13 protein-coding genes are annotated in these 12099 nt (G+C 52.9%); 7 read left to right on the top strand and 6 right to left on the bottom strand.

What is annotated here, in order from left to right; genetic code table 11:
* Positions 1-7: 7 nt before the first annotated feature.
* Both ABLU96_RS18580 and hutI read right to left on the bottom strand, forming a co-directional pair.
* On the bottom strand, positions 8-733 hold the full coding sequence (locus ABLU96_RS18580) for a histidine utilization repressor (protein WP_025108120.1): 726 nt from the start codon (positions 731-733) through the stop codon (positions 8-10).
* Between the two features lie 140 nt (positions 734-873).
* On the bottom strand, positions 874-2145 hold the full coding sequence (gene hutI, locus ABLU96_RS18575) for an imidazolonepropionase (RefSeq protein WP_224243698.1): 1272 nt from the start codon (positions 2143-2145) through the stop codon (positions 874-876).
* A 301-nt stretch (positions 2146-2446) separates the two neighbouring features.
* On the opposite strand from hutI, the gene ABLU96_RS18570 reads away from it, so the two are divergent.
* From ABLU96_RS18570 to ABLU96_RS18560, 3 genes are all read left to right on the top strand, one after another.
* A complete protein-coding gene (locus ABLU96_RS18570; protein WP_048252225.1) occupies positions 2447-3730 on the top strand; it encodes a putative acyl-CoA thioester hydrolase in 1284 nt (427 codons plus the stop codon).
* A 413-nt stretch (positions 3731-4143) separates the two neighbouring features.
* Complete coding sequence (locus ABLU96_RS18565) at positions 4144-4362, top strand: hypothetical protein (RefSeq protein WP_014228477.1); 219 nt, start codon at positions 4144-4146, stop codon at positions 4360-4362.
* Positions 4363-4420: 58 nt separating this feature from the next.
* Positions 4421-4975 carry a LuxR C-terminal-related transcriptional regulator gene (locus ABLU96_RS18560; protein WP_004849021.1) on the top strand — a complete coding sequence of 185 codons (555 nt, stop codon included), beginning with the start codon at positions 4421-4423 and terminating at the stop codon, positions 4973-4975.
* A gap of 94 nt (positions 4976-5069) precedes the next feature.
* Here the strand turns inward: ABLU96_RS18560 and ABLU96_RS18555 are convergent, their stop codons facing one another.
* Together ABLU96_RS18555 and ABLU96_RS18550 are read right to left on the bottom strand one after the other, a co-directional pair.
* The gene (locus tag ABLU96_RS18555; RefSeq protein WP_064404724.1) at positions 5070-5801 is read right to left on the bottom strand and encodes a MerR family transcriptional regulator; all 732 of its coding nucleotides are present in this window, start codon (positions 5799-5801) and stop codon (positions 5070-5072) included.
* Positions 5802-5990: 189 nt separating this feature from the next.
* A complete protein-coding gene (locus ABLU96_RS18550) occupies positions 5991-7214 on the bottom strand; it encodes a diguanylate phosphodiesterase (protein WP_048261173.1) in 1224 nt (407 codons plus the stop codon).
* A gap of 335 nt (positions 7215-7549) precedes the next feature.
* Between ABLU96_RS18550 and ycgZ the strand changes: the two genes are divergently transcribed.
* From ycgZ to ABLU96_RS18535, 3 genes are all read left to right on the top strand, one after another.
* The gene (ycgZ, locus tag ABLU96_RS18545; RefSeq protein ID WP_004849015.1) at positions 7550-7792 is read left to right on the top strand and encodes a regulatory protein YcgZ; all 243 of its coding nucleotides are present in this window, start codon (positions 7550-7552) and stop codon (positions 7790-7792) included.
* A 121-nt stretch (positions 7793-7913) separates the two neighbouring features.
* Positions 7914-8237 (top strand): hypothetical protein, encoded by a 324-nt coding sequence (locus ABLU96_RS18540; RefSeq protein ID WP_025108124.1) that lies wholly within the window; start codon positions 7914-7916, stop codon positions 8235-8237.
* A gap of 54 nt (positions 8238-8291) precedes the next feature.
* Complete coding sequence (locus tag ABLU96_RS18535) at positions 8292-8558, top strand: biofilm development regulator YmgB/AriR family protein (RefSeq protein WP_004849010.1); 267 nt, start codon at positions 8292-8294, stop codon at positions 8556-8558.
* 243 nt (positions 8559-8801) lie between these two features.
* On the opposite strand, the gene ABLU96_RS18530 is transcribed toward ABLU96_RS18535, so the two are convergent.
* Positions 8802-10271 (bottom strand): PLP-dependent aminotransferase family protein, encoded by a 1470-nt coding sequence (locus ABLU96_RS18530; protein WP_049069251.1) that lies wholly within the window; start codon positions 10269-10271, stop codon positions 8802-8804.
* Positions 10272-10404: 133 nt separating this feature from the next.
* On the opposite strand from ABLU96_RS18530, the gene ABLU96_RS18525 reads away from it, so the two are divergent.
* A complete protein-coding gene (locus tag ABLU96_RS18525; protein ID WP_038424232.1) occupies positions 10405-10881 on the top strand; it encodes a GNAT family N-acetyltransferase in 477 nt (158 codons plus the stop codon).
* A 58-nt stretch (positions 10882-10939) separates the two neighbouring features.
* Here the strand turns inward: ABLU96_RS18525 and pgl are convergent, their stop codons facing one another.
* Complete coding sequence (gene pgl / locus ABLU96_RS18520) at positions 10940-11935, bottom strand: 6-phosphogluconolactonase (RefSeq protein ID WP_014228470.1); 996 nt, start codon at positions 11933-11935, stop codon at positions 10940-10942.
* Positions 11936-12099 lie beyond the last annotated feature (164 nt).

The following is a 12099-nucleotide window of genomic DNA, read 5'->3' as shown; positions in this document are numbered from 1 at the left end:
AGGAAGATCAGGAACCAAAATGGCCCTGCAGACGGTAGCGGCTGCCGGGGAAAATCAGGCGCGCGTGGGAAACGATATGGGTGGTGGACCAGGTGCGGCGGCGGATCAGCAGACACGGGTCGTGCGCGTGAATATGCAGCAGCGCGCACTCCTCCGCCGTTGCCTGCACCGCCTCAACAATGTGCTCCCCTTCGGTCAGAGGGGCGATCAGCGACAGATAGTCGTGGGGCGTGGTCGCGGTATAGTCCTGACGCAGATAGTCCGGCACCACGGAGGCGTTGACGCAGCGGTCCTCAATCTGTACCGGGACCTCATTTTCAAAATGCACCATCAGCGAATGGAAAATCCGCGTACCGGCGGCCACGTTGAGCGCCGCGGCCTGAATCAGATCCGCCTGCGTTTCCTCCAGCAGCACCACCTCGCAGCGGTGCTGATGATGACGAGAGGTAATTTCCTCCGCGATGCTGCGCACTTCAAACAGCGCCGACTGCCCTTTCGGCTCCGCGACAAACGTCCCCACCCCCTGTAATCGCACCAGCCGGCCTTCATCGGTCAGCTCGCGCAGCGCCCGATTGATGGTCATCCGGCTAAAGCCAAACTGCGCCACCAGCTCCGCCTCCGAAGGAATGCGATCGTGCGGACGCCAGACGCCGCTGTGGATCTTTTCGCTAATAGCCTGTTTCACCTTTTCATAGAAAGGCGCAGGCGCGGAACGAGGTTGCGATGAGAACATGGCCGGGCTTCCTTGTGCGAATGGGCGGCGAAACGTCCAGAATATACTGAATCGCTACTGCCACCAATGGGCGATTTGCCGCGCCTCCGCGCTGTGGTCGCGCCCCTGACAAATCCCGGCGGTCGTCGGTTGTCATAGCTTCACGCGATTTCTCCTCGCACCACGCGCTGCCAGAGCGGGCTGCGCCCCGGCTCGTAAACCATCTCAACCGGATGCTCCGCGTCCCAGATAGCAAAATCAGCAACGAAGCCCGGCGCCAGCCGGCCGTGGCTCGCCTGGCGGCCCAACGCCTGAGCCGCATGACGGGTTACGCCTGCCCACGCCTCCTCCGGCGTTAAGCCAAATTTCACGCAGGCCATATTCATCGCCAGATGCAGGCTGGCGAAGGGGCTGGTGCCGGGGTTGTAGTCCGTCGCCACCGCCATCGGAACCTGATATTCGCGCAGCAGTTCAACCGGCGGCCTGCGGGTTTCGTTAAGGAAATAGAACGCGCCGGGCAGGAGCACCGCCACGGTGCCGTTGCGGCTCATCGCCGCCACGCCCTCTGGGGTCAGGTATTCAATATGGTCGGCGGACAGGCCTTTATAGCGGCTCACTAATTCGGCGCCGCCCAGCGAAGAGAGCTGCTCAACGTGACCTTTTACCGGGATACCTAATGCCTGGGCCGTACTGTAAACCCGTTCAGTCTGCGCGGGGGTAAAGCCGACGTTTTCGCAGAAGGCATCGACGCTTTCAAATAGCCCCTCTTCCCACAGCGTGGGCAGAATGATTTCGCATACCAGATTGATATAGCCGTCCGGGTCGCCTTTATATTCCGGCGGCGTGGCGTGGGCGGAGAGTAGCGTGGGGGAAATCTCAACGGTATGCGTTGCGGCAAGCTGTTGTACAACCCGCAGCATTTTACGTTCGTTTGCGAGATCCAGCCCGTAGCCGGACTTGATCTCCAGGGTGGTGACCCCTTCGCGCAGCAGACGAGCCAGCCGCTGCCGGGCCAGCGCCAGCAGCTCCGTCTCGCTGCTTTCCCGGGTGGCGCGCACGGTCGCGTTAATGCCGCCGCCGTTGGCGCTAATGGTCTGGTAGGAGACGCCGTTGAGGCGCTGCTCCCACTCCTGCGCCCGGCTGCCGCCGAAGACCAGGTGCGTGTGGCAATCAATCAGCCCCGGCGTGAGCAGCCTACCGCCGAGGTCAATACTCTGCCCTGCGGGCGCCTCGCTTTCGGGCACAATGGCTTCAATGCGTCCATCGCGCACCAGCAGCGCATGATGCTCCACGAGTCCATACGGCTGAGAGAAACGTGGATCGAGCGTGGCCAGACGGACGTTGCGCCAGATTAGGCGTTCGGAAGGTGTGTGTGTCATAGCGGTCAACTTGTCATGGGTTGTATAGACATTTATTTTGATTCCGCGAGAGATGTCAACTCAGCCCCCGGAAAATGTTATTTATTTGTGAACAAAAGCGGCTCGTTTCCGGCTCTTATTATGTAAAGAAACAACTTTTTTGCGCTACGTCTTCCCGTTTCGCTTAAGTTGGTATAAAACAGCAGGCTTTAAAGGACCTATACACAAAATCATTCGAGTTGCATCAAGGCGGCAAGAGAACGAGTCCCCAGGAGCGTATATAAATACGTGACTGGGGTGAGCGAACGCAGCCAACGCCGAGGCAGCTTGAAGGATGAAGTGTATATACCCTTAATTTATTCTTGCCCGGAGCAACATGAACACATATTCCGTTTCCCACCTGGCGCTGGCGCTGGCCTTTGGCGTGACGTTGTCCGCCTGTAGTTCGACGCCTGCCGATCAACAGCCCTCAACGCAAACAGCGCCGGGCACGGCCTCTCGTCCAGTTTTAACCGCCGATGAGGCGAAAAACTTCTTACCGGCGAGCTATTTCCAGTCTCTCGATCCTAACGCCGCGGCGTGGAGCCCGTCCGCCATCAGCCTCCCGGCGCAGCCGGATTTTGTCGTGGGTCCTGCGGGTACCCAGGGGGTAACCCACACCACGATTCAGGCCGCGGTGGATGCAGCGATTACCCGCCACTCCAATCGTCGTCAGTTTATCGCCATCATGCCGGGTGAATATGCGGGCACCGTATACGTTCCGGCGGCGCCTGGCGCGCTGACCCTGTACGGCACCGGTGAGAAGCCGATTGATGTAAAAATCAGCGCAGCGATTGATTCAGAAATGGATCCGGTCTCCTGGCGTCACCAGGTTAATCCGGGCGGCAAATATATGCCGGGCAAACCGGCCTGGTATATGTACGACAGCTGCCAGAGCAGACGTGCCGCCACCGTTGGCGTGATGTGCTCAGCGGTATTCTGGTCGCAGAATAACGATCTCCAGCTACAGAACCTGACTATCGCCAACAACCTCGGCGACAGCGTAGACGCGGGCACCCATCAGGCCGTGGCGCTGCGTAGCGATGGCGATCGGGTGCAGATTAACAAGGTGAATATCCTCGGTCGCCAGAACACCTTTTTCGTGACCAACAGCGGCGTACAAAACCGCCTGCAGGATAACCGTCAGACCCGAACCCTGGTCAGCAACAGCTATATTGAAGGCGACGTGGATATCGTTTCCGGTCGTGGGGCGGTCGTGTTCGACAATACCGACTTCCGCGTAGTCAACTCGCGCACCCAGAAAGAGGCTTACGTTTTCGCCCCCGCAACCCTGAAAAGCGTGACCTACGGCTTCCTGGCGATTAACAGCCGCTTTACCGCTTCCGGCGATAACGTCGCGCAGCTGGGCCGCTCTCTGGACGTTGACGGCAACACCAATGGCCAAGTCGTTATTCGCGATAGCGTCATTAATGAAGGCTTTAATATTGCCAAACCGTGGGCTGATGCCGTCGGTTCAAACCGTCCGTTTAGCGGCAACACCGGTACTGCGGATGCCAAAGGCAACCCGCAGCGTAACCTGAATGACGCTAACTTCAACCGCATGTGGGAATACAACAACCGCGGCGTGGGAAGCTTTGTCGTCGCTGAACCGAAGCAGTAACGCTTACGCCAAAAGGGGGAAGCTATTCCCCCTTTGTCTCTTTCTCTTCCCGCTGTGCCCTTCCCGCTTCTTCACCGCTATCCCCTCATCCTGTAGGTTATCCCTGTACAGACGCCGTTATGTACAAGTTTTTCACATTATCTTTACAAAAAATAACTCTACAAAACAATAACTTATGAGTCAATGTTAAAAAAACCAACTAAATGTACAAAATTAATTCGGAAAAATTGTACATCCTGAAGATCGTGACTATAGTTATTACGTAAGTTTTAAATTCTGCATTACAGCATTCTTATGATTTAAAAAAATGCACACCATTTCCTTTGAAATGGTGAAGAACCGTAGAGCAAAGATGATTTTTATCCCGCATCTTTGTTTGTTGATTTATTGTCTAACATAACCCGAGATATACCATGCAGATTAAAAATACTATTCCTGCAGAGTTTATTTCTAACTCTGCTTTGCTGAAAAATATCGAACACATGGTGCAGACCCAGACGGAGAGCGAAGCCGTTAGCCATGAGCGTTTAATCGTTGAGGTTCAGCGGCGCCTGAATCTCGAGAAAAATGAAATACTCGCCGATTTATATATCCAAACGCTGCATGTGCTACGTGGTAAAAACCATCACTAAGCATGATATGTGATTTGTTAAATTAAGCCATTATTAACACTTCTACCTCGGAGGACAAATGAATAACGACAAGCAAGGTCACTTTTTTAATCATTACGATCTTTGGATTAACAATAACCTTCTTCGTCAAGGATTACAGCTTGTACTCGATTCATTATCACCAGGCTGTTTTCATGGAAAATATGTCTTTTTCACCAGCGATAACTATTATGCGGTGCTTAATCATCATTACGATCGCAAAAGAGTTCGTTTTGTCCTGCTCACCGACGGTAATGATTTGAACTTCCTGAGCGAAATACCAATGTACAGAATCCCGGCGCGCTCAACGCCCGCTGAGATAAAATCGTTTATTCTCCGCCCCACCTTGTTCGGTAAGAAGCCTGACCGGGAATCTGAAAGTATCGTTTTTACCAATCGCGAAAAAGAAGTGATTCGCCTGATGAACGATGGTGAAGCGATGGCAAATATAGGGAAGTCGCTGAATTTACATATTAAAACAATTTATCAAATTCGCCTGACCTTAATCAAAAAGCTCGGCTGCTCGGGTCGGACAGATTTTTTTAATATTAGCCGCAGCGAAACGTTTAAAGCCTGGACCCAGCTCAATTTCTGATAATTTACCTGCCAGCGCATGTTGCCATGCTTCAGGAAGACAAGCGGCGGAATAACATCTCTAAAAATGTTCCGCTGCTAACCCTCTAAGACGCTTACTCTCCGTGAAACTCAATGGTGAAGCCCTGGCTTTGCCAGTGGCTAAGTAATTCTGCCTGCAAGGAGGTCAGCGCGCGGCCGGTCCAGACAAAAATGTGCTGACCAGGAAACAGTTCCGGGCGAGGAGAATCCAGCGGCTCCGCCAGCACGTTGACGTGCCAGGCGCGCTGCGATAAACGCCACGCTTCCAGCCACAGACGGGTACGGTCTTCATTACCCCACCCCACCAACAGCGTCTCTTTCCCCACCTTTTTGCGCGATTCCGCAAGAATGGACGCTACGCAATCAATCAGGATACCGTCCAGCATACTGATAATCGCCATGGAGGTGTTCGGATCGAGATTGAGCTTACTGCGGACGGGGACAAAGAGCCGGTCAATCAGTTTATCTACGGGATATTCATGGCTGAGGGACATGATGCGGGTGCGTAATTTTGAGGGCTGGACGCCTCGCAGAAGCGTCATCATCTCTTCCTGGAGCAGGACGGCAGCGTCTTGCGTTTCAGGCTGATGGCCTTCCAGAAGCGCCTTAACCTTGCCCACGGAGACCCCGCGATCGATCCAGCGTTTGATTTCCTCAATGCGCTGAACGTCCTCCTCGTCAAACTGGCGGTGTCCTCCCTCGCTTCTCTGCGGCTTTAGCAAACCATATCTTCGCTGCCATGCACGCAAAGTCACGGGGTTGATTCCGCAACGTTCGGCAACTTCACCGATGCTGTAATATGCCATTAGCGCCCTCTAACCTGATAATACTTTACCGACTAAATTAACGAATTTAGCCGGGTTGTACAATTAACTTTTCTTGTACAGCTAAAATAAACAGGTCGGGCGCCGATATACTGGGCAAAAAAACAGGGCTTATTTTACCGTTATACATCGCTTTTTAACCGACACGCTGCGCTGAGCCGGGGTCAAAATTTAAAGAAGCTCACACGCTACTTTTTTCTCTGGCCATGCTACCGGCGGAATGCCTCCCAGACACGGACTGGCAAATAAATTTCCCTGGAAATGCGTAATCCCCGCTGACTCCAGCCACATCCACTCCTCCGCCTGCTCGATACCCACCGCAGAAATGGCGATTTCCAGGGAATGACAGCATTTAATAATCGCCTGAACGATTGCCTGTTTTGGGCCGTGCTTATGGATATCTTTGACCAGCTGGCGATTAATCTTGATGCGGTCCGGCTGAAACTGAGCCAGCAGCAGTAGCCCGGCAAACCCGGCGCCAAAATGATCGATAGCCACGCGAATTCCCGCAGACTTGAGCTTACGTACGGAATCGGTGAATTCATCAAGACGGGAAATGGCTTCGCTTTCGGTAAATTCCACAATAATTTGCTCAGGGATCAAACCGCTGGCTTCAATTTCCGCTAACAGAAATTCGACAGCGTTGGGAACATTCACCAGCGTCATGGGCAGCAGATTAATCGACAACGTGCGTCCACGGAGGTGCAAAAGTCCCGCCATGGCGAAGGCAATGCGCTTGCTGTGGAGATCCGTCCAGTAGATTTCCTCTCGCGAAAGTCCGTCAAAATAGACCGCTGGCGAATCACCGGAAGTCGTGCGCAGCAGCGCTTCGTAGGAGACGACCTCTTTGGCAAACGGATCGATGACCGGCTGAAAAGCAAAGCTGCATTCGGCCTCTTGCAGCGGAGTTTCAGGGTAGCAGGCAGCCTCTTCTATCACAAACTCCCAGCTTTCAGCCGCAGGAATTTCGTAATAGTTTTCCTTTTCCGTGGCTTCGACGAAGGTACGGAAAAAATGGAGCGCTCTGTCGTCATAGGTGAGCTGATATTTTGTGGTCCCTTTATCCAGCACAGCCTGCAGCACTTCATCGCGGTCAAACTCTCGTAAATCAAAGAGTTCCATGCCAATTTTACCAAAGCGCCGCATCGGTCCATGATCCCTGAGCAGCTCCACGAGGTTATGGTGCCGCGGGTCTGCGCAGATAAGGCGGTAAATTTCCTCAACCTTCTCTTCAGGTCCTTCTAATAGCTGAAAAAAGTGGGTGCCGTTAAAAAGCAGAATACCCGACACGTTTTCCTGACTATTTTTGACATTTGCTTCAGCAACCATGCTTTCGAGCGATTTAATTGACACGTTGTCGCAGATATGGCTGCGATAAATAATGGTAGTGAGCATGAAGTTTCCGACAGAAGAGATGAAAGCTAATAAGATATTACAGTAGCAGGTCTACCCGCATAAGTCCTGTAAAAGCGCCCGAGTCATTAACAAATAAATCACATTAACACCCTCTTTTCGCTGGCGTTCTTGCCTTCCTGTATACCTGTACAATTCGTACATCTCCACTCGATGTTTACCTTAAGATTTGTACAATTTTAAAACCATATAAATCAACACGTTATAAAAAACATTAAGAAAATTAACATATTTTTTCCATTTCCTATGTACAAGTTGATAAACATTGTATAACTTTAATCGCAACTTCACTGATAATTGAACTTACAGGAGCACATATGCAGCAGAACGGTTACATTCCTGACACGGCTAACGCTATTGCCCACTACTTCAATAAAGCGTCGTTACCTTCGCAGCAGGAGACGTTAGGGCAGATTGTAATGGATATCCTGAATGAAGGACGCAACCTGAATCGCAAATCCCTGTGTACGAAACTGCTGGGTCGCCTTGAAGTGGCTTCAGAACCTGAAGAAGAAAACCATTATCAAACGTTGATTGGTCTCTTGTTTGAGCATCAGTGATAAAAGTGGCTTCAGCTATCTGGTGATTTAAGTCGTTACTGAATGAGGAAATATAAGGGATGGGCCAGTATCTGACACGGATTACCGGCTTGCTACTAAATTCCCAGTCAAGGAGATGACAATGATCAGAGATACCGTTATGAATCGCAATGATTATGATCCACTAACCGATTTATTGATTGGAGAGGCTGTCCTCTCTCTACTCAAAAATAAGGGGCCTATTAGTAAACAAGCACTGATCGGGAAACTCCAGGCCATGCAGGCTGGGGAACAGGATAAAAAACGGCGGAATGCACTTGGGCGTATTATCGATGAAATCAGTAATATGGTAGCTCGCCGTGGAAAAAACAATACCGTGGGTACTTCAGGCGCTAAGCATAATTGGGATGAGCCGAATTCGTTATTAGGCTCTCCTCAGCAGCCAGGTACGAATAAAATACACTGACCACTACTGGTCTAATGTTTAACTTACAAAGTAGAGAATATGATGAGACAGACTATGCATCAGCAACCGGATATTTACGCAGGCCTGAACGATACCGCACTCTCTGAATATTTCCGCAACGCAGGCGACAGACTGATCGATGAATCAGCGGTGATGTCGCTGGCTATCAGCAGCATCCTTGAGTCTGAGGGTCACCTCAGCAACAAGGCGATTATTTTGTGGTTAATTACGGCGCTGGAAACCACCAGCGATGTCGTAACTGCAGACGTTATCCGCAAAACCCTGGAAATCGTCGTCAGCTACACCATGGATGATATCTGATTTATTAACCGGCTGTAATTAAACAGGGAAGTCACATATCGCTAAGCGAATGGTTATATTATTACAGAAGCCGTGGATATACGTTAAATCCAGGCGCGGTATCTCTCTTTTTAAAACTCTGCCCCTGTTGTCAGATGAATAATCAGGACGGGGCAGGTTTTCCAAAAAGATAATCATTGTCTGCAATATAATCCGGCAATGAATGCCATTAATCCCCTGCAAAATATTTCCCGTATTGCTGAGCTAAAACATCGCAGCCAGGCGGCGAATTCCCTCGGTCAACACCGCTGGGGTATGGTTTGCAAAACCGAATAAAACGCCCTCGCGCGACATCGGCCGCTGACAATAGCGCTCAAACGTCTGCACGCCGAAACCTTGCTGGCGCGCCTTAGCGACGACCTCTTCTGCCTTTAAACCCGCTGATAGCCAGCAGACTATGTGAATACCCGAATCCGTTGGATGTACGACCATGCGCCCGGCAAAGTAGCGTGCAATAGCCGCCTCCAGCGCGCTTTTTCGCTCAAAACAGGCTTTGCGAATACGACGGACGTGGCTGGCATAGTGCCCCTCGCTGATGAAACGGGCCAGGACGGCCTGTTCGAGATACCCACTACAGAGATCGGTGTAATATTTCGTCATGGCAAACTGTTCACGCAAATGCTCGGGGACCACTAAAAAGCCCAGCCGGAACTCCGGATACATCATCTTAGAAAATGTGCCCGCGTAGATGACCCGCTGATGATTATCTAACCCCTGCAACGCCTGCAGAGAGCGGGCGGCATAGCGGAATTCGCTATTGTAATCGTCTTCAAATATCCACGCCCGATGGGCTTCCGCCCATTCCAGTAAGGCGAGCCTTCTGGGCAGGCTAAGCGTTCCACTGAGCGGGAACTGGTGCGACGGCGCGGTATAGACCAGCTTAGCTTGCGGGTAATGGCGAATGCCATCCTGAATATCCATGCCCTCCTCGTCAACCCGAACGGGCCGGACCACCGCTCCCCTGGCGGCGAATGCGCCGCGGGCGCCGTTGTATCCGGGATCGTCGAGCCAGACTTCATCGCCCTTTTCCAGTAAAGCCTGAGCGGTGATGGAAAGCGCTTGCTGAATACCGTTGACAATGATCACCCGATCTTCGTGGCAATTGACGCCGCGCGTCGCCTGAATATAGCGACTAATCGCCTGGCGTAGAGGTTGATATCCATAGGGCGTGGCGTGCGCTCCCAGCTCACGACGCGATTGCCGCCAGACGCGCCCCAGCAGCCGCCCCCATAAAGCATGAGGGAAGAGATCGGTACAGCCGATACCGACGGCAAAAACCTGACGCATTTCGCCGCTGTCCTCTCTTTCTGACCATGATGACACCAGAGCGGCGACATCAGGATTAAGCGGCCCTGCGGCGGCTATTGCCGTTTCGGGCGGCGTCGACGCGTCATACTCGCTAATGAGGTTATCCGGGATATGCTCGCAGACAAAGGTGCCAGCCCCCTTGCGCGTGACCAGGTACCCCTCATCCATCAGGCGGTCAAAACCGGCAATAACCGAGTTTCGCGAGATCGCCATCATCTCAGCCAGCGCCCGGCTGGAGGGGATTTTTGAACCCGCCGACAATCGGCCATCCAGAATCGCCTGACGCAGGGCGTGGTAGACCTGATCTTTAATCACGCCGCGGGCTAATAACAGTTCCTGAAACAGAGGGGCAATGGGTTTTGGCATGAGCGGCAGCGGGCATCGACGGCATAAAAGTGGATCCTATAAATATACAGAAAGTGTCACTTTTTAGGAACCAGAACAGCACCTACCATAGCGCCAGGTCAAATCACCCGGTTGATAAAAATAAGGAACAGCCATGAATAGCAACAAAACCGACGTTAACCTCGCGCAGGTAACCCTCCACCCCGCGGCTGAAAGCGACTTTGCCCAGTGGCTGCCGCTGTGGAAAAGCTACCAGACGTTTTATCGCGTCGACATCCCGGAAAGCATCACGCAGCTCACCTGGAAGCGCTTTTTTCATCCCACCGAGCCGATGTTCTGCGCAGTGGCAAAACAGGAAGGCAGGATAGTGGGTTTCGTACATTATCTCTTCCACCGCTCCACCTGGGCCGAAAGCGACTACTGCTATCTGGAGGACCTCTTCGTTGACCCGGCCGTTCGCGGTCAGCATATCGGCAAGCAGCTGATTGAGTATGTTCAGCTGCAGGCGCGCAAACGTCACGCAGCCAGCCTGTACTGGCACACGCATGAGACCAACCTTCGGGGCCAGCGTCTGTATAACTGGGTCGCGGAGAAAAGCGGCATGATTGAGTATCGTATGCGGGTGAAGTAGCCCCTGCGCAGGCGTAAAAAAACCTCGCCGCGGCGAGGTTTCGTCACTGACAGAGAACTTAGCGAGCGTTGACCACGACCCACATCGGGCCCTGGCCTACGGCATAGCGCCCTTTTTCCTGGAGCAGCCCCTGCTCGCCTTTGATTTCATACACCGCGATATGATGCGATTTCTGACCGGCGGCGATCAGATATTTGCCGCTATGATCGAGGTTAAAGCCGCGCGGCTGGGTCTCGGTATTCTGATAGCCTTCGATGGACAGCACGCTGCCGTCTTCCGAGACGCTGAAGATAGTGATAATGCTGGCGGTACGATCGCAGGCGTAGAGATGACGGCCATCCGGGGTCAGATGGATATCCGCCGCCCAGCGCACGCCGGCAAAATCAGGCGGCATCATGTCCAGCGTCTGCACGCATTCAATTTTTCCGTACGGATCTTTCAGCTCCCAGACGTCAACGGAGCTGTTCAGTTCGTTGACGCAGTAGCCGTATTGCTGATTCGGATGGAACACCATGTGACGCGGGCCCGCGCCTTCAACGGTGGTCACTTCAGCCGGCTCCTGCTCTGCGAGGAAACCGTCGTCGCTCAGGGTAAACAGGCAGATACGATCCTGCTTCAGCGCCGGTACCCACAGGGTGCGATTATCGGGAGAGATATTTGCCGAGTGGCAGCCTTCCAGACCTTCAACCACCGCCACCGCTTCTCGCGGCAGGCCGTCCACCAGCGGCGTAACGCTCACGCAGCCCGCGTTATAGGAAGCGCTGAACACAAAGCGCCCCTGACGATCGGTAGAAATATGCGTTGGGCTACCCGGCAGCGCGGCTTCGCCGGCGAAAGTCAGGGCGCCATTATCGGGCGCAATGCGGTAGGCCAGTACGCGAAACTCCGGACGCACGCCGACGTAGAGAAACTCTTTGTTCGGGCTCACCACCATCGGCTGCACCTGGCCCGGGGCATCAACAACCTGCACCAGGGTCAGTTTCCCCTCAAGATCCAGATCCCAGACGTGAATCTGCTGGCTTTCCGGGCTGGCGGTATAAACGGTTTGTTTCATGAATACTCCTTCCTCACTGCACGTGGAAATTTCATTTTTCAGACTAACGACACCCTGAAAAACACAATATGCATACACAACGCTCTTCAGGTTGCCTCCTGGCAGCCTGAAAGATCAAGTGTATCGGCTCTTTAGCGGTAGATGCTGAAAAGTTTGCCGGAATG

The sequence above is a fragment of the Klebsiella sp. CN_Kp106 genome (assembly GCF_040064575.1).
Taxonomy (GTDB): Bacteria; Pseudomonadota; Gammaproteobacteria; order Enterobacterales; family Enterobacteriaceae; genus Klebsiella; species Klebsiella michiganensis.
The sequence above is the reverse complement of the archived record's forward strand: the minus strand, read 5'-3'. Positions and strand labels throughout refer to the sequence as shown.

Bases quoted from the DNA above. Each gene is read 5' to 3' on its own strand.
- ABLU96_RS18580 (WP_025108120.1), bottom strand. From the start codon at position 733: ATGTTCTCATCGCAACCTCGTTCCGCGCCTGCGCCTTTCTATGAAAAG.
- ABLU96_RS18570 (WP_048252225.1), top strand. From the start codon at position 2,447: ATGAACACATATTCCGTTTCCCACCTGGCGCTGGCGCTGGCCTTTGGC.
- ABLU96_RS18565 (WP_014228477.1), top strand. From the start codon at position 4,144: ATGCAGATTAAAAATACTATTCCTGCAGAGTTTATTTCTAACTCTGCT.
- ABLU96_RS18560 (WP_004849021.1), top strand. From the start codon at position 4,421: ATGAATAACGACAAGCAAGGTCACTTTTTTAATCATTACGATCTTTGG.
- ABLU96_RS18555 (WP_064404724.1), bottom strand. From the start codon at position 5,801: ATGGCATATTACAGCATCGGTGAAGTTGCCGAACGTTGCGGAATCAAC.
- ABLU96_RS18550 (WP_048261173.1), bottom strand. From the start codon at position 7,214: ATGCTCACTACCATTATTTATCGCAGCCATATCTGCGACAACGTGTCA.
- ycgZ (WP_004849015.1), top strand. From the start codon at position 7,550: ATGCAGCAGAACGGTTACATTCCTGACACGGCTAACGCTATTGCCCAC.
- ABLU96_RS18540 (WP_025108124.1), top strand. From the start codon at position 7,914: ATGATCAGAGATACCGTTATGAATCGCAATGATTATGATCCACTAACC.
- ABLU96_RS18535 (WP_004849010.1), top strand. From the start codon at position 8,292: ATGCATCAGCAACCGGATATTTACGCAGGCCTGAACGATACCGCACTC.
- ABLU96_RS18530 (WP_049069251.1), bottom strand. From the start codon at position 10,271: ATGCCAAAACCCATTGCCCCTCTGTTTCAGGAACTGTTATTAGCCCGC.
- ABLU96_RS18525 (WP_038424232.1), top strand. From the start codon at position 10,405: ATGAATAGCAACAAAACCGACGTTAACCTCGCGCAGGTAACCCTCCAC.
- pgl (WP_014228470.1), bottom strand. From the start codon at position 11,935: ATGAAACAAACCGTTTATACCGCCAGCCCGGAAAGCCAGCAGATTCAC.